This is a genomic window from Variimorphobacter saccharofermentans (assembly GCF_014174405.1).
In the GTDB taxonomy this organism is placed as follows: domain Bacteria; phylum Bacillota; class Clostridia; order Lachnospirales; family Lachnospiraceae; genus Mobilitalea; species Mobilitalea saccharofermentans.
In genome coordinates this window covers 1,664,602-1,687,197 of record NZ_JACEGA010000001.1, presented here as the reverse complement: position 1 = coordinate 1,687,197, position 22,596 = coordinate 1,664,602, and the positions used below count along the sequence as shown (strand labels likewise).

18 protein-coding genes are annotated in these 22,596 nt (G+C 40.1%); 1 reads left to right on the top strand and 17 read right to left on the bottom strand.

What is annotated here, in order from left to right; genetic code table 11:
- Nucleotides 1-8: 8 nt before the first annotated feature.
- Complete coding sequence (locus tag H0486_RS07360; RefSeq protein WP_228352381.1) at nucleotides 9-461, bottom strand: pyridoxamine 5'-phosphate oxidase family protein; 453 nt, start codon at nucleotides 459-461, stop codon at nucleotides 9-11.
- A gap of 281 nt (nucleotides 462-742) precedes the next feature.
- On the opposite strand from H0486_RS07360, the gene H0486_RS07355 reads away from it, so the two are divergent.
- Nucleotides 743-1,843, top strand: a complete 1,101-nt coding sequence (locus H0486_RS07355) for a response regulator transcription factor (protein ID WP_228352380.1) — start codon at nucleotides 743-745, stop codon at nucleotides 1,841-1,843.
- A gap of 259 nt (nucleotides 1,844-2,102) precedes the next feature.
- Here the strand turns inward: H0486_RS07355 and H0486_RS07350 are convergent, their stop codons facing one another.
- From H0486_RS07350 to nifE, 16 genes are all read right to left on the bottom strand, one after another.
- A complete protein-coding gene (locus tag H0486_RS07350; protein WP_228352379.1) occupies nucleotides 2,103-2,777 on the bottom strand; it encodes an ABC transporter ATP-binding protein in 675 nt (224 codons plus the stop codon).
- Nucleotides 2,778-2,779: 2 nt separating this feature from the next.
- Nucleotides 2,780-3,991: an ABC transporter permease gene (locus tag H0486_RS07345; protein WP_228352378.1), complete on the bottom strand. Its 1,212-nt coding sequence runs from the start codon at nucleotides 3,989-3,991 to the stop codon at nucleotides 2,780-2,782.
- On the bottom strand, nucleotides 3,988-4,401 hold the full coding sequence (locus H0486_RS07340) for a DUF4418 family protein (RefSeq protein WP_228352377.1): 414 nt from the start codon (nucleotides 4,399-4,401) through the stop codon (nucleotides 3,988-3,990). The genes H0486_RS07345 and H0486_RS07340 overlap by 4 nt, the downstream gene beginning before the upstream one ends.
- Nucleotides 4,402-4,403: 2 nt before the next feature.
- Nucleotides 4,404-5,597, bottom strand: coding sequence for an ABC transporter substrate-binding protein (locus H0486_RS07335; RefSeq protein ID WP_228352376.1), 1,194 nt, complete (start codon nucleotides 5,595-5,597; stop codon nucleotides 4,404-4,406).
- A 95-nt stretch (nucleotides 5,598-5,692) separates the two neighbouring features.
- Entirely contained in the window at nucleotides 5,693-6,505 is an 813-nt protein-coding gene (locus H0486_RS07330) for an ABC transporter ATP-binding protein (RefSeq protein ID WP_228352375.1), read from the bottom strand.
- Nucleotides 6,499-7,500 carry an ABC transporter permease gene (locus H0486_RS07325; RefSeq protein WP_228352374.1) on the bottom strand — a complete coding sequence of 334 codons (1,002 nt, stop codon included), beginning with the start codon at nucleotides 7,498-7,500 and terminating at the stop codon, nucleotides 6,499-6,501. Before H0486_RS07325 ends, H0486_RS07330 begins: the two co-directional genes overlap by 7 nt.
- Nucleotides 7,501-8,133: 633 nt before the next feature.
- On the bottom strand, nucleotides 8,134-10,488 hold the full coding sequence (locus tag H0486_RS07320) for an alpha-galactosidase (protein WP_228352373.1): 2,355 nt from the start codon (nucleotides 10,486-10,488) through the stop codon (nucleotides 8,134-8,136).
- Between the two features lie 64 nt (nucleotides 10,489-10,552).
- Complete coding sequence (locus H0486_RS07315; protein WP_228352372.1) at nucleotides 10,553-11,938, bottom strand: glycoside-pentoside-hexuronide (GPH):cation symporter; 1,386 nt, start codon at nucleotides 11,936-11,938, stop codon at nucleotides 10,553-10,555.
- Between the two features lie 57 nt (nucleotides 11,939-11,995).
- Entirely contained in the window at nucleotides 11,996-14,386 is a 2,391-nt protein-coding gene (locus tag H0486_RS07310) for a glycoside hydrolase family 2 protein (RefSeq protein WP_228352371.1), read from the bottom strand.
- A gap of 38 nt (nucleotides 14,387-14,424) precedes the next feature.
- Nucleotides 14,425-15,021 carry a TetR/AcrR family transcriptional regulator gene (locus H0486_RS07305; RefSeq protein ID WP_228352370.1) on the bottom strand — a complete coding sequence of 199 codons (597 nt, stop codon included), beginning with the start codon at nucleotides 15,019-15,021 and terminating at the stop codon, nucleotides 14,425-14,427.
- A gap of 264 nt (nucleotides 15,022-15,285) precedes the next feature.
- Entirely contained in the window at nucleotides 15,286-16,086 is an 801-nt protein-coding gene (locus tag H0486_RS07300; RefSeq protein WP_228352369.1) for a FlxA-like family protein, read from the bottom strand.
- Nucleotides 16,087-16,302: 216 nt separating this feature from the next.
- A complete protein-coding gene (locus H0486_RS07295) occupies nucleotides 16,303-17,112 on the bottom strand; it encodes a beta/alpha barrel domain-containing protein (protein WP_228352368.1) in 810 nt (269 codons plus the stop codon).
- Complete coding sequence (locus H0486_RS07290; protein ID WP_228352367.1) at nucleotides 17,087-18,070, bottom strand: homocitrate synthase/isopropylmalate synthase family protein; 984 nt, start codon at nucleotides 18,068-18,070, stop codon at nucleotides 17,087-17,089. The genes H0486_RS07295 and H0486_RS07290 overlap by 26 nt, the downstream gene beginning before the upstream one ends.
- Before the next feature lie 72 nt (nucleotides 18,071-18,142).
- Nucleotides 18,143-18,451, bottom strand: coding sequence for a 2Fe-2S ferredoxin (locus H0486_RS07285; RefSeq protein ID WP_228352366.1), 309 nt, complete (start codon nucleotides 18,449-18,451; stop codon nucleotides 18,143-18,145).
- Nucleotides 18,452-18,606: 155 nt separating this feature from the next.
- Entirely contained in the window at nucleotides 18,607-21,177 is a 2,571-nt protein-coding gene (gene nifB, locus H0486_RS07280) for a nitrogenase cofactor biosynthesis protein NifB (protein ID WP_228352365.1), read from the bottom strand.
- Between the two features lie 31 nt (nucleotides 21,178-21,208).
- The gene (nifE, locus tag H0486_RS07275; protein ID WP_228352364.1) at nucleotides 21,209-22,555 is read right to left on the bottom strand and encodes a nitrogenase iron-molybdenum cofactor biosynthesis protein NifE; all 1,347 of its coding nucleotides are present in this window, start codon (nucleotides 22,553-22,555) and stop codon (nucleotides 21,209-21,211) included.
- Nucleotides 22,556-22,596 lie beyond the last annotated feature (41 nt).

Sequence of the window (22,596 nt, the reverse complement as noted above, 5' to 3'; positions counted from 1 at the left end):
CCTGTTTCTTATGATTCCTTATTGTTATATTCAACAATTTGTACCTTATCCTGTGCGAGCTCTGCGGAAGAATTAAAGAACTTAATCTGATCCGGCTCTACCACATAGATACTCTTGTCGTCCGACCATTCAAAATGGGGAAGATTATCCTTAATAAGAGCAACTGCCTTCTCCAGCTCTTTCTCACATACTACCTTCCTTGCTTTTCCATATACCGTTGCATTGATATAGTTTGGGAACTTCTGATCAGGAGCTTCAAAGTAAACTGCTACATTTGGATTTAATTCAATCTGGGTAACCTTTCTTGCGTTACTTAATGTTGAAAAGTAAGTATTTGCACCATCAGTTGCAATCGCACCTAATATACGGAGGTCCGGTTTGTTTTCTTCTGTCACCGTTGACAGAAGAATTTTCTTAGTACTTTTCAGATATTCTTCGATTTGATTCTTAGTCAATGCCATAATTTAATCCCCTTTTCTTAGTTTATTTATACTAATCTTTTCCTTTTTACCGTGAAAAGTCAATGCTTCAGGGCCTTTAGCAAAACATTGTAAGATACTATATAAATTTTCTTAATTCAGATTGTCATATTTTAAACAATATCAAAATATTTTCTTCCTATATCCAAGAAATTTCCCTTGATTTATCTAAATTTTTCTATAAAATAGAAATCTATATACAATCTATTCCATAGGGTGGATAATAATTGTAAGAATATAAAAGGAAAGAAAGGTGGATGTTAATGTACAAGGTCTTAATTGTAGAACCCCAGGAATTTGCATTAAAAGCATTGCTAAATCTCCCAATATGGGGAATAGGCGAGGACGGTTTTGTCTGTACCGAGACAGCCACCAATGGTGAGGAAGCCCTAACTCTCTTACAGACCAAGGAGTTTGACCTGGTTCTCACAGAAATCAACCTCTCAATATTTGATGGGCTTCAGCTATTAAAGCAGGTTTATAAAGATAATGAACCTCCCTTAATCGTGTTTATCAGTGATATTGTTTCATTTACTTACGCAAGAGAAGGATTTATCTATGGAGCTTTTGATTATCTTCCAAAGCCGCTAAACAGAGAAACTATGCTGGCTCTGTTTCAAAGGGCTACTGAAAAGCTGGAAAAGCAAAAAAAGCATCTATCCATAAGGTCTGATGCTTCCATGGAACACCGTACTTTTCTAGCCAAAGGTCAAATTCAAGCATTAATAAACCGATTTACCCATAAGGATGAAACAGTTCCTGAGATGTTTCGCAACATGATGATGACAATTTATCACTCCAAGACTTCATCACAACCATCGGATATCCTCGCAAATAAGCTCTTTGTCACCATCACCGTAGGAATATTCGAAAAGCACGACTGGTTACCCCTATATTTACCACAGAATTTTCATAAGCAATTTGATTATCCGGTTCTCCATGATTCCAATGATTTTATTGAATACTATATGCGAAAGTTTACCTGCCTGTTTCAGCTGTTTTGCCAATTGAATCCGGATTTTCAGGATGAAACTCTGATTAAAATACATCAATACATATTGCAGCATCCAGAGGAGGATTTAAAGCTTACCATGATTGCCAGTAAATTTTATATGAATCATTCCTACTTGAGTAACCTGTTTAGTAAAAAGTCATCGATACATTATTCTCAGCTGGTTACAATAGTTAAGATGAAGCGAGCCGAATACCTGTTAAACTACACCGTACTGCCAGTCATTGATATTGCTTACCGACTCGGTTATAAGGACATTCATTATTTCACTCAGATCTATAAAAAGACGATTGGGAAATCTCCTACCGAATATAACCGAGAAGCATACTATTATTCCGAGTACACTATCTAACAAACAAGGAGCTGTTTGATTTCGTAATTTATTGTAACTATAGAAAAAAGTACCCGTGAGAGTTATGACTTACCGTAATGCACTGTCGGAAGAACATTTTGCTGCATTTTGTATGAATCAGGCGAATGTTTATTGTTCGTAGGTGAATATAAATATTCGCCTGAGACATTCAAAATCAGTAACATGTACTTCCGTCTGTGTGTGAGGTAAGTCATAATTCTCACGGGTACTTTTTCCATTATTCTGATATACGACGAAATTAAACAGCTCCTTGTTTCGTTAGACACCCGTCCTCCATACGATATATAGAGTCCTGTGCATCTATGGTGTCTAAGTCATGGGTGACCAGTAGTATTGAGGTCCCGTTTTTTGCTATCTTTCGGAATATCTCGATGACTCCCTTCGTATTCTCTTTATCCAGATCTCTGGTGGGCTCATCCGCCAGTAATACAGAAGGGTTGTTCATCAATGCTCTAGCAATGACCACCCTTCGTAGTTCTCCACCGGACAGCTTGCTTGGATAACAATCCGCCAGATGGGCAATGCCCATCTGAGAGATTAATTCCATTGCCCGCTTTGTTGAGTCTCCCTTTCTGGAGAATAAATAAAAGGGTAGCTTTACATTTTCAATGACGGTTAGATTTGGAAGGATACTATGTCCTTGAGCAATATAGCCGAAGGTAGAATTTCTGAGATAGGAGGCTTCCTTATCCGTTAATCCAACAATGTTCTTTCCATCTAAAAGAATTTCCCCTTCGGTAGGCTGTAATAGTCCTGCAATCAGATTAAGCAGGGTACTTTTCCCACTTCCGGACCTACCGATAATGCTGATAAATTCTCCTGGTCCTATGTTGAAATTCACATTATTCACAGCATTAAATGGCACTTCTCCTCTGCGATATTCCTTCCGGAGTCCTTTAATAATAAGCGTCATATCTATTCTCCTTCCCTCAGAGTCAGATAGGTTTCCTGTCGGCTGATTTTCACAGCTGAGTATACAGAAGCCAGAGGTCCTATACTACTAACAACCAAAAAGGTCACTATGAGAACCAAAGCGACAACGTAAGTTTCCGGCTGTAGATAAGGTAATCCCAATCGCTCACTGATATATACATGAAAGGAGAGGACGATGATGACTGCCGACAGGATACCGATGATACCACCGGTACTGCTGATATACAGGGATTCCAGTAAAAGGGTTGAGGTTAATCTCCCTCTGGTGGCTCCAAGAGTCCTAAATACTGCAAATTCCTTCTTTCTTTCATTGGCTATGATGGAGAACATAAGGAGCAAAGTGATAAATGCGATACCAAAGAACAGAGCAGCAAAGATTTTAATCACCACAGCAAAGCTCTCCAGATTGCTGGCTATATTCGTAATCATGTTTTGCGTTTCTATGATCTGAACTCCTCCCAGTTCTCTACGGATATCCTTTATTAAGGTTTTTCTATCATAGCCATCCTCTGCTTTGATGAGCACCGAGGATATGGAATACTCCGGACTGATATCTTCCAGAAAGTTCAGACCTGCCTTCTTAGCTCCTTCAAACAGTTTCTCCATGGTTTTCATATTGGTAAAGACTGTCTGGTCCAACCCAGTACCTGTTTTTTCCATTTTTGCTGCTATTTTGTAGTTTTCACCATAGAATTTGATGTAGGAATTGTTGTCTACGTTAATATCACTTCCTATGATGACGGCACCCTCGGATATCTCTTCGTCATAAACCTGAGTAATCCATGGCTGTACCGTAAAGTCCGTCTCCGGATCAAAGGCAATTAGTTGTATGGGTAAATCACAACATTCTGCACTGAGGGAGGTAAGAAAGAACTGAGAGGTTATCTGTGAAATACCGTCTAAATGCGTAATTTTCTCCTGTACTGATCGCTTAAAATAAAAGCAGCTTGGTTCTCCCTTTAACAGAATAGCTTCCATACCCTTATCATATTCCAAGGGGACTACGATTAAATCAGCACCCAATCTGGATTTCATGCTTTTTAATCCATTTTCCAGACTAAGGGATAATATAGTCCCACCGAACATTACAAAGGACAGCACTGCCACAATTATCATTAAGCAGCCAGAACGCAAAGTCTTTCTCCGAATATTCAACCATGCCAGTCGATGAACGGACAAGCTTTTTTGCTTCATACAGATTCCTCTTTTCGGTCCTTATTCCATAAAAACCAAATGTTTATTACTGCAATCACAGCAATCAATACACCCAATATATTAAGAGCCGGCAGAGTGAGAATGCGACAATTCATATGTAAGCTACCACATACACCTATCAGAATGTTCGGAATCAGCAATACCAGGATGGCATTAAGAAAAATACCAATGCTGATGCCGATACGAAATTGTCTCGAAGCGATAAGAATTAGTAATAACCCCAGAATTGCAATGATAAATCCGATACCCAGCTCTGCTTGAGCCGTCCAGTGGCATTTCATGAATTTACCATCATGAGCACCGCACACCGAAAATAGGGTTTGTGGACCAATGGCTACTAATAGACCGAGTATAATAAATAATATTCCAGTTAAAAATCGTTTTGTCATAATTACTCTTCCTTTACTATTAAAAATTGATTAGGATCCTTTGGTGCTTCAATAGTCGTAATATCAAGGCCATCTGCTACCCCGTCAAGGAATAGGTAACTACTTTCTGCAAGAACCGCTTCATCCGTGTTCTCCTTTAATAGTCCCAGAACCTTTGCATCATCAAAGTTTCGATAAACTGCTTCCTTTAGACTGGTTAAGGAAGTAGGAAATTGATAGGTAAGCAATAACTTTTTGTTAACCTCTGCTTCACCTAAGGCATAGCCCTGCGCCACTTGAATTTCTGCGGCCAACTCCGGATTATTCGCAATCCAGACAGAGGCTTTCTGAATCGCAGTACATATCTTTGCAAGTCTCTGAGGATATTCATCAATAACTCCATTTCGTGCAAACAATACACAGCAGTTCTCATCCTTTAATCTAGGATCAGTGGAGGTATCAAATATGATCCTGGCTCCTTCGTCTCGTTCCAATATTTTTGCCTTATAGTCACTCAGAGCTATAACATCAACTGCTCCATTAAGTAATGCCTGTTGAATCGTATCAGAGTCATATACTACAAATTCCACATCGTCTGCAGTTAATCCCTCAAAATTCAAAGCTCGTAATGCAGCAATATGATTGGAGGATGATAATTGTGTCACTCCGATGGTTTTCCCCTTCAAATCCGCTGTTGATTTGACTTCACTGTCACCAAGTGTAACAAGAGTAATACAACCTGTATGGAGTCCCAAAATTGCTTTTGCTTCCAAGCCGTTATCCAGGGGCTGAAGCATACCGGCAATCAGGCCGATGACCAAATCAGCTTTATCCGTCGATATTAATACCGCACCTGTTTCACTTCCAGAATCAACGAATTCATAGTCCACACCTTCAACCAGACCTTCTGCTTCATAAAAGCCTAATAAATATGCCAGCTGTGTCTGTACCTGACAGGTTCCCTCGAAGGTCTTTACGATTCGTATCGGATCTCCGGTTTCAACGGATGTAACATCGGTATCCTTCGTGTCTGAAGCTTCGGAAGCCGTAGAAGAAACCGACTCTGTCTCGGTAGTTTTGTTTTCATTTTTGTCTGTATTGGTATTAACCGTTTCTTTAGCGGAACAGCCGGTTAATATAATCACCGTGCTTACGAATATGATCGTACACGCTACTAGTCTATTCCAGATTTTTTTCATGTTCTTATTATCTTTCATAATCTTCCCCTTTTCTATTATTACCAACATGGTTACAGAGATAAGAATTGCTTGTTCCCAGTCTGCTTGATTTAAGTCGATTGTAATCTCATTACTCAGATATTATATTCCACTGTTGTCTCTTTACCGGTATAATTCAATACCTGTAATATCTTGGAGCGTAGATTCAGGAAATCCACACTATCTCGCTTTCTTCCATGCTTTTCGTTTCTACTTATATCCACCTTAATAACTGTTTCAATTTTGGCTGGTCTTGGCGTCATGACAAAAATGCGGTCACTTAAATATACTGCTTCATCTACATCATGAGTCACCATAATCATGGTGGTACCACGTTCCTTCCAGATTCGCAGAAGTTCATCCTGCATATTCATTCTGGTAAATGCATCCAGTGCACCAAAGGGTTCATCCAGCAGCAGCACCTTAGGGTGATTTACCAAAGCTCTGGCCAGACCTGCTCTTTGTGCCATACCACCTGATAAATGATGGGGCAATGCTTTCTCAAAACCATCCAGATTTACCAGATCAATGAATTCCTTAACTTCCTTCTTTTTTTCATTGTATATATGCCTTGCCTTTAGCCCGAAGGCGATGTTATCATGGATGTTCAGCCAGGGAAACAGGGTTGGGTCCTGGAACACCAGTCCTCGTTCATAACCTGGTTTTGTTATTTTTTCTCCGTCCAGATAGATTTCTCCCTCTGTGGGCTTGATCAACCCCGCAATCAGTCTCAGAAAAGTAGATTTTCCACAGCCAGAGGGTCCTATCAGGCAGATAAATTCTCCTGGAACAATGTCCGCATTGACATTATTAAGGGCAATTACCGTCTCTCCCTTGGCATCCACGAACTCCTTCCTGACATTATGAGCTGTTATAGAGCCTGTTTTTTCAACTGTATCAATTACCATTTCACTATGCCCTCCTGCCATGATAGTAATTTATCTCTGACTCTAAATTGCAGAGTAACTAAGATATAACAAAATATAGCGATAATGATTAATCCGGCATATACATTCGCATAAGCAAGCATCTGCTTCTGCCAATTAACATACCAGCCAAGTCCTGACTTACATCCAATCATCTCTGCAGCCATTAAGGCAACAAAGGAAGAACAGGTAGCATTAAAGAAGCCTAAAAAAATGGATGGAGCAGCTGCCGGTATCGCTATCTTAAATAGATTTTGCTTGTCATCTGCCCCCAAGGTTGATGATACCTCAAAATATGCCTTATTTACTCCCTTAATTCCGGAACACGTTAGAATCGTTATTTGGAACCATACACCAAAGGCAATTAAAAATACTGCAGCAGATCTTGCGGTTGGGAATACTACCAGAGCTAACGGTGTCCATGTGGAGGAAGGTATCGGTCCCAGGATTCTGATTAAAGGATATACCCAGTAATTACAACGTTTGCTCCAGCCAATTCCAATTCCGGAGATCATCCCAAGACAAAAACCGATGGAAATTCCATAAATCAGTAATACTAATGAGCTTCCTATACAGGTAAGCAATAATTTTGTATCAACAAAAAATACCTCAAAAATCCGTGATATGCTTGGAAAATATATCTGGGGTAGTAATAAAAACTTAGCAGTAACTAAATTCAAAAAAGTCAAGAATAGAAACACACCCGTAATGAAATAACTACGATACGCATACTTATCTCGTACTCTCTCAACGAATACTGCCAGTATGGTAAATAGTACTACTACTCCCAATGAGATAAATAAAAAATTCCGATAATATGTCAGCTCCGCATACTTTAACTCTTTATGATTCGGTATTAATATATCTGTAACAATAGCGATCAGAACACCAGCAATCGGTAATAAAGTCTTTAATTGAAATTCTGCTTTGTTCTTAGCTGTTACTTCTGTATTAAGCACTGCTCCATTCACATCCATACTCTATACCCTCTCTTTAAACCTATACGATAGAAAGGACGCTTTGCGATTTTCTATCGTTATGAATTAATACATTCCTTGATGAGTTATGTGTGCATATTGCTTTTGCCCAACCTACATAGCGTTTATAACACTTCTTCATTCTTCATTACTCTTCCTTTCATAGTAAGTGTCATGTTCCTATTCCAATTAATAGCTTCAGGCTACTATATAGGAACGTTGTATTATTTATAAATGCTTCTTTAGTGGAAGTCAATGAAGCTACGGTATACTCAAAACTTTATAGAGCATTTAGAAAATATTGTCTACCTCATGAATTTTTTTATTGATAATCCAAATTTTCTCAAGCAAATTTTTTCGGATTGCGACGCAATTCTTTCCATACCTCGAGACACATTTAACACAACTTTAGGTTATATTGACACAAATAGTAATAAGAATTCATAGAATTTCCAATATATAATTATAAAAATTAGCCGCTACAAAATGTAATAAGAACTGTTGCATAATATATTTTCAAAGATTAGAGCATGTCTAATCTTAGTTGATACATTATGTAATAGTCCTTGCTACATTTTGCAACGGCTACTGGATATTTCGTATTATATATTCATGCTTTACCTCCTATGATGTCTATTCATTCAATGAATCCCACAGATACATTCTGGAAGAAAAATCCTTCTGTAAACGAACCTCCTCATTGTAGCCTGTTCCAGCAAAAGCTTGCTTTAATTTAACTCCTGCATGATTGAAGACGCAGCCCAAAGCCTTACTGTCCTCCACTTCCCCTGGCATCTTTTTGACCATGGCAATTACATTATGCACCAGCGAGTCCTTCTTGATATGAATGGGTGATATCATATTAATCAAGTCCCCGAATTCCTTAATACTAAATATCTGCTGGCGGTTAGTGAAGTGATAGCTTGTCTCCTCCTTAAGTCCCCTTGTCTTAAATTTCGTATGTGGATAATTCGGAAGCACTTCCTTTTGCAGATGCAGTCCAATGGCCTCAGATTGATCCGGTGCGACACAAAGCCATTGGTATATCCCTCGATCATTCGTTTTAATCCGATAAAAATCCCCGAACTGTAAAGTCTCCCGATGCTTTTTATAAAATGCTATCTGTTCCTTTACAATCTGATATTCTTCTTTGCTTAATTCCGTCAGGTTACATTCATATCCCAGTAAACCGAAAGCGGCAACCTCAAACCGGGTCTCTATAGAGGTATTACGCAGGGTCTGATGGTTCGGGCATCCGGATACATGAGCGCCCATCACGGTGAGCGGATAACCATAGCTATATCCTGACTGGATCGTAACCCTGCATATGGCATCCGTATTATCACTGGCCCATATTTGAGGCATATAGCACAGTATGCCCAGATCAAACCGATTCCCACCGGATGCACAGCCTTCAAAGAGTATCTGAGGGAAACGTCTCGTTAAGGTACCAATCACCTCATACAGTCCCATAATGTACCGATGGCTAAATTCCTTCTGTCGATCCGCATCAAGAGAGGAGGAATAACGGTCAGAAAAGATACGGTTCATATCCCACTTAACGTAACGAATATTCGCACTGGAAAATACCCTGGCCATCTCATCAATCAGATATGAACGAACCTCTTCCTTTGTTAGATCTAAAAGCATCTGATTTCTTCCAAGGGAATGGGATACCCCCGGCAGTTTTACTGCCCAGTCTGGGTGATTACGATAGCAATCACTGTCTTCATTCACCATCTCAGGCTCAACCCAGATACCAAAATCCATACCCAGAGCATTAATTTTATCTGCCAGGCCTTTTAACCCATGTTGCAGCTTCTCTCGGTTCTCCTGCCAATCTCCTAAGGAGGAGGTATCATCCTTACGATTTCCAAACCATCCGTCATCAAGGACGAAGAGCTCAATTCCTGCTTCGGCAGCGGCCTTCGCCTGCTTTAGAAGCTTTCCCTCATCGAATTTAAAGTAGTTAGCCTCCCAACTATTAAGGAGAACCGGCCTTACCCTGTTCTTCCACTCTCCACGTAGGATATGCTTCCGAATAAAATGATGCATATTATGACTCATTCCAGTATATCCCTGATTCGAAAAAGTAATAACCGATTCCGGAGCTTCAAAGGAATCACCGGGCATTAATAGAAATCGGAAATTCGCCGGTTGAATCCCGTTAACAACCCTAAGCTTCCCCATACTATTAACCTCAATGGCAGCATAATGCTCCCCACTATAGATCAGATTAAAGCCGAAGCAGTCTCCGTATTCTTCATTTGCATTCTTCTGACTAATCATAAAGAAGGGATTGCTTCGGTTTCCTGAAATCCCAAGCTTCGAATCATTGACAAAAATGCCTGGCTGTGCCGGTGTATCATAGCGGTTCATTTCTCTAGCCCAGGCTCCATGAAAGGTGCTAATAATATAATCCTCAGCGTCAAGATCCAGCTGGCAGCTCATAATACGCTCCAGCCAGATCTTTTTAGAAGAGGTATTGATTAGCTTTGCGCTGCGGGTAATCACATTGCTGTCATAAAACACAGAATATATAAGAAGTAACGTAATCTCGTAGTTGCTATCATACATCTCAATCTCTAAGCTTACTGGTTCTGAACCCTGATCTGACAGATAAGCGGATGGTAGAGTATCCAGTATTTTTTTCTCCTTAAGAATTCTTGCCTTCCTAAATCGAAAATCACAGGTAGAGGAACCATCCTCATGGGTAATATCCAGAAATGCTTCGCGAATATCTCCTTTACCATAGGAGGATAATTCAAGGCATAGATCCTCCAAGCCTACATTCGGGAACTCTTTCGAATATGCAATCTGTGTTCCACCGAGAAAAGTCGTCTTCTGAAGTAACGGCTCATAACCTTGTTCCAGATTGATTCTCCTGCCATAGTATAAATGTTCCAGATGCCCTTGAGGCATTACCCGAAAGCAATAGGAAGTATCCCTTGTTTCGAGGACGAATAAATCGTTCTTATTATGTATCATTGCTAACCTCCCATTAACACATTTTTATCGCTGAACTCTGAATACTTCTGTAGCCATTAACCGCCTAACTAACCTGCTCAGAATTTTCTTTGATTTTTATAGCAGCCTGCTCTCTTTCACTGATTTCTGATAAGATTTGCTCCATTCGCTCATCTGAAAGCCGATACTTACGTCTAAAGAATAAAACAGATATGGCAAGTCCAATCATGGGGATGATAATCATCAATATCCGTAATCCGACTAAAGCAGTGTTTGTCTGAACTGCAGCTTCTGAATCGAGCCCAACCAGATCAAGACCAACACCTGCAATTAATACTGAGATAGCAGATGCAAGCTGAACTACGAAGGTTTGCATGGAGAAGACCACGCTCTCGCTACGCTGCCCGTGCTTCCATTGGCCATAGTCTACGGTATCCGCTAAGAATACTGTTGTTAACACTGTTGCGAGACCGAAGCCAAAATAAATGATAACCGCAGCAATACCCAGTAATAAAATATTTGAAATATTTAAGGTCCCCAGAGTAAAGAGGAACGCATAACCTATCATTGTCATCACGATGGCCGATACGAAAATAGTCATTCGTTTATATTTTTTACGAAGTACCGGAAGCAGCGTCATGGATAAAATCTGGGTGGCTCCTCCGATTGTACTAAATAATCCTACTAGCTCCGCATTTCCGATATCAAATTCGAAGAAATAGACCGCCAAAGTGGAGGTTAAGTACAAGGATGCATTAAACATAACGATTGTAATTACTACGATTACAGCCTGATCATTTTGAAACAGCTGCCGAAACATCTGTCGAATTGTGGGTGTCTCCAGCTTAACCTTGGATTTCTCCTTGACATTAATCACATTCACTATAGTAGATAGAATAAAAAACACCGCAATAATTGCAGCAAAGACCTGAAATCCTGATCTCTTGTCCCCACGCCCAAGAATTGGTACCAAAGTCATCGTTAAGGCACTGGGAATCGCAAATCCAATTCCCGCACAGCTTCGTGCAATTACGGATATATTCTCTCTATCCTTACCACTTTGGGATATGGCTGGTATCATTGACCAATAGGGAATATCCATAAGAGTGTAGGTGGTGCCCCATAATATATAAGCAGCAGAAGCATAAACCAAAAGAGGTACCCCTGTCATTCCTCTGGGTACTGAAAACATAAAATAAAGGGATATCGCACTCAGTACGGTACCGATTACAAGCCATGGACGGAATTTACCAAACCTCGTATTTGTTTTCTCTACAATAATCCCCATAAAGGGATCATTTAAGGCATCCAGACTTCTTGCAATCATAAATAGGACTCCAATAAAGGTAGCACTTATTCCTAATACAGTATCATAATAATACATAAGATAGCCGGACACAATGGAGTAAACCATATCCTTTCCTACAGCCCCAATACCATAGGATACTTTTTCTTTTAGTGTAAGCTTCATACCTTCTCCTCCATTTTTTTAGTATAATAAATATTTCACAATATGCCTAACATCGAATTATTCGACATGAAAATGTATATGACATTCTTCTAAGCCCTCAGAACAGATGCTTAATATTCCTTCACCTTTAATACCCTTAGTCTTAACGAAGGTACCTGCCGCACCTCCCCGTAAGCTGATTGTCTTCGGACCGATTAACTCGATGGTACCTGTGGTCTTTAGCACGAGAGGGTCCTGATAATAATGAAGACGGTTACCGTTCTGATCATGGGCAGTAATTCGTACCAAGGCTACATCGTATGTTTCCTCCTCCTTAAGCTGAGTACTGCTTACCTTATATTCCAAATAAGGCTTTATCACCGGACTTTTTACGATCTCCTTTTGAAGCTTTCCATCCTTTATTGCTACAAAACGATAGCAAATGCTATTACCACCCCATCCTCCGGCATATTCATAATACATACTGACTGCTCTCTGCATGTCGATGTGATTTTTTAGTAACAGGTATGCCATTTTCAGCTTATAGCGTAATGGCAGATGTGACGGTCCATACTCCTGTATCGCTTTAATTAGCTTCTTGAAGCCCTCCGCAGATTGATGACGAATATTCTCCTTCTTTTCTAAGAGCTCACCGATAAAATCATCAATTAAAACAGGCGGTTGAGGCAGATTCTTATACCTTTTCCTATCTGGATAGAATTCCTTAACAAAAAGATCTCCTTTATATAACCTGATGGAATCCGCATTGGTAAAGGCGTATACCTCTCCCAGCTTGCCTGCCGGATGCTCGCCAATATCCATCGTTGAGCTAATCTCACATATCGGATGTGTATTACTCTGGCTTGCATATACAGCTGCTGCCGGTTTCGGATTCCGAAACATATCCATGACTCCATGATAACAAATACGATCCCCGCTGCCAAAATCCTTGTGGGTGTTGTAGTCAAACATACACCAGCCGAAGCCCCCAGCCATATTCTCCTGTTCAAACAGACTATCTAATACTCTTGCATGTCTTAGAGCGTGTTGTAAACGATGTTCTTCATCATCATAAGCTTTTGTGGGAAACATATGACCATTGAACTCAGAAACCAAATAGGGGACGTTACTGGAGGTAACATCCTTTTTTCGTTCCAGTCCCTTCGTCTTGCCGTTATGAAGAAAGTCGTTATAGGTATATACATCCTCCAACAAATGGCTTTTCTTTATAAAGCGAACTCCTCCAGTCTGTCTGGTGGGATCAAGCTTATGAGCAATCCGGTTTGTCTCTGTGTAAAAAGCATCATCGTCCTGGGATTCATTAATTCTCACTCCCCATAGGATAATGGAAGGATGATTTCGATACTGTATCACCATTTCCCGTACATGCTCACAGGCTCTACTCTTCCACTCATCATCACCGATATGCTGCCAGCCCGGAATTTCAGTAAAGACCAATAATCCCAGTTCGTCACACCGGTTAATAAAATGTCTGGATTGAGGGTAATGGGAGGTCCGAACTGCATTTACACCAAGCTCATACTTCAATATTTCAGCATCTAATGCTTGCATACGCTTCGGCATTGCATAGCCTACATAGGGATAGCTCTGATGTCGGTTCAAACCAAGCAGCTTAAGCTTCCTGTGATTTAGATAGAAGCCATCCTTTTTAAACTCACAGGTACGAAAGCCAAAGCGTATTTCTGTTTCATCAAGTAAGGTATCCTGCGAATATAAAGCAAGCTTCAGATAATATAGATTGGGATGATCTATGTCCCATAGGTTTGCGCCGCTAACTAGGAAGCTGTGCTCAAGAGATGAATGTGTGGCAGTAAATTGATCGGAGCATATCAGTCGCTTTTCTCCATCCTCCACCTTAAGCCTTAGAATATGTACCTTGTTATTTACTTCTCCCGATAAAGAGATCTGAAGCCTTACGATATGCTTACCGTTCATAGCATCTTCTGTCATGATAAATGCATCCTCAATCGCCGTAGGCTCTTTTATTTCAATGTAAACCTCCCGGTAGATTCCACCATAGGTCATATAGTCAATAACATTGCCAAAGGGAGGAAGATTACTGCTTTCCCTGCTATCCACTTCTACTGCAAGAGTATTTTCTTTATCATAGAATAACTCCGTACTCAGGTTTACTGTAAATGCTGTATAGCCTCCGTAATGGGTTGTTAGTTTCTTACCATTTAGATATACTGTGGCAACATGGGCCACTCCTTCAAAGGTCAGAAGTATTTGCTTATTTCTCCAACCAGGCTCTGCTTTAAATTTTCTGCGATAGCAGCTAACAAATTGATAGATGTTCTCATCAAAGTAATTGTATGGTGTAACTACATTTGCATGGGGTAACCTCACCTCTTCCAGGCCATGATCATCATAATCTGGTTGAAGCATCTCCGATTCAAAGTGTTTACTATACCTCCATCCATCGTTTAGATCAATGTGCTCCGTCATAATACCTCTCTCCTTTTACGATATTGTCTCCCCTGATATTACTTCACCTTAAGTGCATTCTTCCCGTCTGACATTTTATTCTCAATCACACCATAGATTAAGATATCCAACAGCTGCTCAAGCCCTTCTTCATAACTAATTTGATTGTCGATTAAAACACTTCTACTCATGTAATACTCAATCGTCCCACTAAAGATTGCCTGAAATACCGGTTTACTAATTCTTCGGAGCTTCCCCTCGTCCATAGCCTGCTGCATAGTCTGAAAGGTCAAGTCCCAATCTGTTTCTATTCGGTTCTCTATTTTTTTATAAATCGATGGAAATTTCGTCTTTAGATCATATAATTGGCGAAAATCTAAGGTCTTATATTTTTCCGGCAGCACAATTAATATTTGCTTCAGTTTTTCCATTACTTCTAGGTTGGGGTTCTCGGCAATTTTCCTCTCGCTCTCCTTAATCTCACCAAAGACACAGTCGACCATCTCAAGAAAAAGTGACTCTTTATCTTTTACAACCGTATACAGGGTTCGCTTACTAATCCCTAATCGCTTTGCCAAATCGTCCATGGTAAATTTAAGACCCTTTTCATTAAACTCTTCCACCACTGCATCAATAACTCTTTCCTTAAGCTCCATAAATCTTCTTATCTCCTATATATAATATAAGCTTCTTTCGCTGTTTCTGAGCATATTCTAAAATAAACGATCCTTCTTATATAATGCGCATTTATTAAGAATGATCAATCTCTATAACAAATGAAAACCAGAAAACTAAAATTAGTTTTCTGGTTTTCATTATACTATATTATAAGCAAAATTCAATAGAATCTCAAATAATCGCAAATATCTATTGCCAACTAATAACTGTTAGGAGATACCCTATATCCTGCTTAAGCTTTCTCATAAAAGAATATCTACCGAAGTATAATTAATTAGTTGAGATGTTGTCACCTTTTCATCATTTCCAGCTGCAGTAGCAATTTTCTCAGTATTTTTTGAATTGTCTGTTTGCAGCTGATCATCCGAATCATCCTTCTCAATAGTGCGAGAATCCTTGGATTGTTCTGTCTTCTTAGCTTCTGTTTTTTCACTATCCCGCTCTTCAGACGCTGCTTCATTTATCGTTTCAATCGCATCTGATAATGTTGACATTTGAGAGCTGACCGTAGTTTGAATTTTATCCTGAATGTCAGATAACTCTGCCTCTTTTCTCTCCGTATTTACTTCTCTTGCTTTATCCTGCTTGATTTCTGCTTCCAGTACACCGGCTCTTCCATTTAGTTTTGTTGCAGCACTACCCTGTACCTGTGCCTGTTTCATCGAAGAATCTGCAGATATTATTGCTTTCATGCTGGCTTGTGATATGCCAGTTCCTTCTTTCTGAGCAGTCTGTTTACTCTTCGACGCAGCTAGAGAATCATCCTTAGATGAGTTCTTCTGCTGCTGTTGTTTGTTTCGCTGTTCAATCTGATGCTGGCGAAGTTGAAGAGTTAAATCTGCAATTTCTTTTTCAATTTCTTGTTTTTTCTTTAATTTTTCTTCGACAGACATATCTTCCGCTTTAGCCAGATTTTGCAGTTCTTTCTGCTTGTTTGCTATCTGATTCTGAATATTCTTACTATATGAGTCTTTCCCCATTGATTGGTTCATCCTGAAGGATTTTGCACTGGAATTATAATTCGCATTAGAAATCCTCATCATTCTTTATTCTCCTTTCCGTTATCCATTTCTTTCATATATTTTACCATATTCTTCTACATAATAGTAGTTTAATTTACATATTTTTATAATTTTTTGTAAGATTATATAAACATACATAATATCTATTTACGAAATTCATATAAAAAAATGAACAACCCCACGGCGGAATGATACCGTAGGGCGTCCATATGTATGTGAATTATTTAGGAAGTTAGCTTAAATAAATATGTTTTTTAACATATCATAAACCTGTTCCTCAATTGATTTGATTTGCTTTTTTGTCATACCGAAATCGAAGATGGGATCGGCAGCATGAACAAAATCATACAGATTGCAATTGCCAGTACGTTCCCCAATGCCAAACAAAGTGCAATCAATGAGTTTTGCTCCGGCCTTCGCTCCGGTTAATGAATTGGCCACTGCCATACCCAAGTCGTTATGAATATGTACTTCTATTGTTAAATCTGTATTGGATACAAGGGTTCTAATCAGCTCCATAGTACGGCTTGGAGTTAAAACCCCAACGGTATCTGCAATCCGTATGATCTCCACACCTGCTCTTTTTAGTTCCTTTGATAAGCTAAGAAGAAAGCCGATATCCGCCCTGGAGGCATCTTCAAATCCGACTGTCACGTCAACTCCTTGATTCTTTGCCACCTCTACACATTCCAGTATGTTTCGAATTATCCAGTTTTTATTTTTCTTTAATTTACTATATATTTGGATATAGGAGACCGGAGTTCCAATATGGATAATATCTGGTTTGCAGACAATGGATCGTTTCACATCCTCTACATTCATTCTGCTCCAGACAGAGATTTTCGCATTTTTCTTATTCTCAATAATTCTGCATATTCCTTCCTCTTCGGTTTCACTAAGGATGGGGACCCCTGCTTCTATTTCATAAACACCCAGTTCATCAAGCAGACCTGCTATTTTAACCTTATCCTCTGGCAAAAGAGCAATTCCGGGACTTTGCTCACCATCCCTTAAGGTAGTGTCAACAATGTATCTTACTTCCTTCATTGGCAAGCACCTCCCTTACGATTTTAGCAAATTCTGCATCACTAAGACTGGATCTATTATTAGAGGATATTACCTTTACTTTTTTTAGAATCTTACTAATTTCTGCTTCATCAGGAAGCGGAATCTGCAGTTCCATTAATTTTAAATGAATCGCCTTTGATCCGGAGTGCTTTCCAATCACCAACTCCGATTTTTGTCCTACCCATTTGGGGTCATATGCTTCATAGGTTGCAGGGTTTTTATTAATTCCATCAGCATGAATTCCTGACTCCACCTGAAAGATATTTTTACCAAGAATGGGTTTTTTGCTGCCTATGGTTCTTCCAGAAAATTTCTCATATAGCTGTGACAGCTTTGGAAGAACAGTCAGATTACTATTTGGCTTACGACGGACGGATATTCTCATCGACATGATTACCTCCTCCGTGGCAGCATTATTTTTATGGCCTGCAAAGCTGGATGTAACCTTATTGCCATAATTCGTTAGCCACAGTACAGCTAATGCACTGGCACAATGATAGTGGTTCTCCGGGCAGAAGTGAATACTGCTGCAAGGTAACATTTTCATCATATCCTTTAAAATCTTTTCAAAGGGATGGCACAGGATTCCGTCCAATCCAACAATGCGAAGCTCCTTATATTCCCTTAGTTGCTTTAATTTCATAAGCTCTCTGGGGTCATTGATTTGTATTTCAGGGATAACTCTGTCTTCTAATACGGCATGCCGGCAAGTGTAACCATGAAAACCCGGGTATTTCTCCAAGGCATCAATAGAGTTTACATGTAGGTAATATTTGCCCATATCCGGTAAATACTCCATTTTCTCGTAAATCTCTACGGATAATTCAATGATATCCACACCAATTGTGAAGAGCAATTCACAAAACAAATGCAGCTCCTCCTTGGAAGACCGAGTATGATCAATTGCAGTTAAGGTATTATCAATGATTATCAACATGCAACATCCCCCCTGATTACCCATTGTATTGATTTCTACTGCTTCTTAAGATTATGAATATGTTTTGCTATCTCAGATAATAAGCTCTTTCACTGGCTGCCCATTCACCAAATGCTCTTCTACGATCTTTTCCACACACTCCTCTGTAAGATTTCCATACCATATACCTTCCGGATATACAACCGCAATAGGCCCTTTATCACAGATACCAAAGCAACCGGTGTTGGTAATCATCACTTCACCTGATAGATCATATTCCTCAGTTGCTTCCATGAATTTTGAGACAATATCCACCGAATTCTTAGAATAGCAAAACCCTTTCTGCTGTCCATTCAATCTGCAGCTGGTACAGACAAAAATATGATGTTTTATTTCAACCATAAATTCACATTCCTATTGATGTGATACTTGCACCAATAGACTCCTTTCTATATATTCTATAAAAATCACACTAACTACTGTTCACATCCTGTCAATAGTTTTAAACCGGGTATTCAACTACTCCAGCCAGGGAGTGAGCAGTAACGATTACTGTTCTATCCTGTAATCATTTCTGATGCCACCTTAGCTACGGAAGCTTCAATTCGGTCATAGGTTGTAATGACTCTTATTCCCTGCTTACTGAGTTTTTCCTTAGGTGCTTCTCCAATACGCATAACCAGGACTGCCTTACAGTCTTCAATGGTCTTAAGAATTAGATGTATCTTATCCTCCTGCTCATCACATTCCTGTACTCCATCACAGTACTTTCGGACGGATCTTTTCTCTTTAAATGTAGTGACTCCATTCTTATACTCATATACATAGAACTCAGTTACATGACCGAAATGCTGGTCAACCAGTATTCCACTTTTGGACGCTACTGCCATCAGGATTCCCTTTCCAGACTCCGAAGGGCAACTCTTTCCTAAGGTACCAACGGCATCTGCCCGGCATTGTTGACAATGATACATCTGTTTTAAGATTCCACTGCATCTGTCACGCATTGTATTAAGCTCCTCTTTACTTACAGGGGATAGCTTTTCAAATACGCTACCTGATACTGGAATCAATGGAATGATATTGGTCACGGAGGCGCCTAATTCTTTTACCTGTTTCACCAGTTCCGGAATGTGCTCGTCATTTATACCCTTTAACATTACGATATTTACCTTAATAAGAATTCCTTTATCAGCAAGAATTTTTATACCAGCCATCTGATTGGCAATCAGTATCGCTGCACCGATTTCCCCGGTATATTGTCTTCCCATATAGTTAATGTATTTATATATTCTGGCTCCGATAGCAGGATCCACTGTATTCATGGTAACGGTTACATGGGTAACCCCTGCAGCAATCAATTGCTCTGCCGCCTGAGGAAGCATAAGTCCATTGGTGGAGATACAGAAGGTCACCTCAGGATCATGGGACCGGATTAATCGCAGGGTCTCCAGGGTCTCTGGGAGATTCGCCAGGGCATCTCCAGGTCCGGCGATGCCTACTACTGATAGCTTTGGAAGCTTCTTTTTCGCTTCCAAATATCTTTGACAGGCTTCCTCCGGTCCTAATACGGAAGTTGTTACTCCCGGTCTGCTTTCATTGGGGCAATCATACTTTCTGACGCAATAGTTACAACTAATATTACACTTGGGAGCAATCGGTAAATGAATTCTGGCATATTGATGGGCACCACAGTTATAGCAAGGATGGGTGGCTGTTTTTTCTTCCATTGATTTACCACTCTCTTTCCTTTCTGCCTTGAAGTACTTCTGATACAACTCCTCACGAAATCCTGTTTCTTTCTTCGCAAGGATCACATTGCTTATTTCATCCAAAAGACTTAGGGAACCATCATAGCCTATCATAGTCAGCCTCTGTCCTCCCATACGATCATGGATGGGGAAGCTTCTCCTTACCAGGTCTATATTAAGCTTTTCAGCCAGTCTTCTGCCATCGGAATTACCGATGAAAACATTGATCTTATATTTTCTTGCCAATTCCTCCAAGCCGAGAAAATCGATCTCCTCCAGAATCTCATAGGGATGATAAAAGAATCCTTCCGCTAGCTCCTTTATTTCAGCCTCAACTTTTTCCTTAAAGGAAGGGACCTTACTACCTGTGGCTGCGATCACCGGTAGAATTCCATTCTCTACACACAATCGAACTGCACTATATACAAAATCCGGTTCGCCATAAATTGCTGCATAGGCTTCTCCATTATACTTATGCGAATCTATCATCGCATCGAGATATCGTGCCCGTTCTTTCCTAAGCTTCTCAGGGATTTCTCTGTGAGTCACCTCCGATAACAGCTTTATAAGAGCATCATTATCCCTCAGTCCCACCGGTAGATTACAGCGGATATATGGAACTCCATAGTAGCTTTCAAGATATCTGCCCACCGAGAAGGTCTCCTCCGAAAAGCTTGACAGTTCAATCGTAAGCTTAGCTCCAGCCATTTGCTTCAGTTCCTCAATGGAGGTTCCTTCCTGCGGTAGCTTCTCATATGTTTCATAATATCCTCGATCTAGATTCTCCGATAAATCTGGCAGCAAGATATAATCAATCCGGAAAAGAGATAAAAGTTCCTTCAGATACCTGGTGTCTGCCGGGGAGAGATAACCTGTGATAATATTTATCTTACTATTTTTCACCGTATTCATCGGTATATTTGTAATCAACTGATAAAGTGCGGACATATACCCTTCGTATTGACTTCCGCTATATCCCGCTGAGTGAATTGGTACGATTGTAATATGACTATACTGAGGGTATTTTTCATAAAAATCCTCGATCATCCGTTTAATATCTTCACCGATGGTTTCTGCCAGACATGTGGTGGAAACAGCAATCACCTCCGGTTGGTATATCTGAATCAGGTTAATAAGACCTTGAATGAGGTTTTTTTCACCCCCATACACTGTTCCCTCCTCAGTTAATGAGGAGGACGCAATATCCACCGGTTCATTATAATGGGTAGCCATGTGTCTTCGTATATAAGTACTGCAACCCTGGGATCCATGGAGCAACGTAACACATTTTTTTATACCGTACATTGCTGTTATTGCTCCCATGGGCATACACATATTGCAGGGATTAACCGTAAGATTTACCAGGTTTTTACTCATAAGAACACCTCCTTGCTGCCCTTGGCAGAAATTATGATACAAAACGAATACTATTCCATACCGGATGATTCATACTATGATGAATTTCTCTTGTGAAATTAAGTACCCCATCAAATCCGCAAAGCGGATGCTTTCTTTCGTGGTTATGATCACAGAAGGCAATACCGAGCTTATATGCCAAAGGCCTTTCCTTCACTCCTCCCACAAGAATATCCGCTCCCTTTTCCCGCATAAATTTCTCCAGCTCTGCAGGATTAGCATCATCAAAAATGACAGTTTCTTGATTGACAAGATTCTCTATCAGTTCATAATCCTCTTGTTTCCCTGTTTGTGTGCCAACAACGGTGACCTCCATACCGAGTGAATGAAACTGTCGGATGAGTGAGATTGCTTTAAAACCTCCTCCAACATAGATCGCTGCCTTCTTACCCTCCAGACTTCGGCGATACTCCGCCATCTCCTCCTCCAGTTTGTTAACCTCAGCACTGCAGAATTCTTCGGCTATGGCTCTGGCGGTCTTATTATCTAGTGCCTCTGCTACACGTAGTAAGGAGTTAACAGTATCTTCGATTCCATAAAAGCTTACCTTAATATAAGGAATGCCCATTTCCTCCTCCATACGCTTTGCCAGAAAGGTACTGGAGCCAGCACATTGTACGATATTAAGCTTCGCCGCTGGTGCTTCAATTAAGCTCTCATAATCCGCGTCTCCTGTTAGGGAGGCAATCACCGGAATTCCCATTCGTCTCAGATAGTCCTTGACAATCCACAATTCTCCTGCCAAGTTAAAGTCACCTAATATATTAACTCCATATCTTTTTTTTACTTGTTTATGGGGCATTATTAATTCCATAATTGCATTACAGGCCATTTTATAACCCACTGCTTTATTCCCTGAAAATCCCGGTGATTTGACGGGTATCACCCGTATATTATGTAGCTTTGACATTCTATGGCATACAGCCTCTACATCATCTCCAATTACGCCTACGATACAGGTAGCGTAGACAAATATCAGCTTAGGGTGGTAATGATCTACAATCTCATTTATGGCTGCTTCCAGCTTCTTCTCTCCTCCGAAGATCACATCCTGCTCCTTAAGATCCGTTGAAAAGCTGTTACGGTAGATATCCTTTCCACTGCTCAGGCTTCCGCGAATATCCCAGGTATAACTGGCACAACCGATGGGACCATGTACAATATGAAATGCATCGGTAATAGGATTTAATACCACTCTGGCTCCACAATATACACAGGCTCTTTGGCTGACTGCTCCCGAGACGCTGTTAGCATCACATTTCATTTCTCCCCGGCATGAGCCATCCTTCTTTTCCCGTATAAATTTCTTTCTTTCATCCAACAAGCCTAAATCATTCATATCCTTACCACCCTTCTGTCTCTGACTTACAATCCAAATAT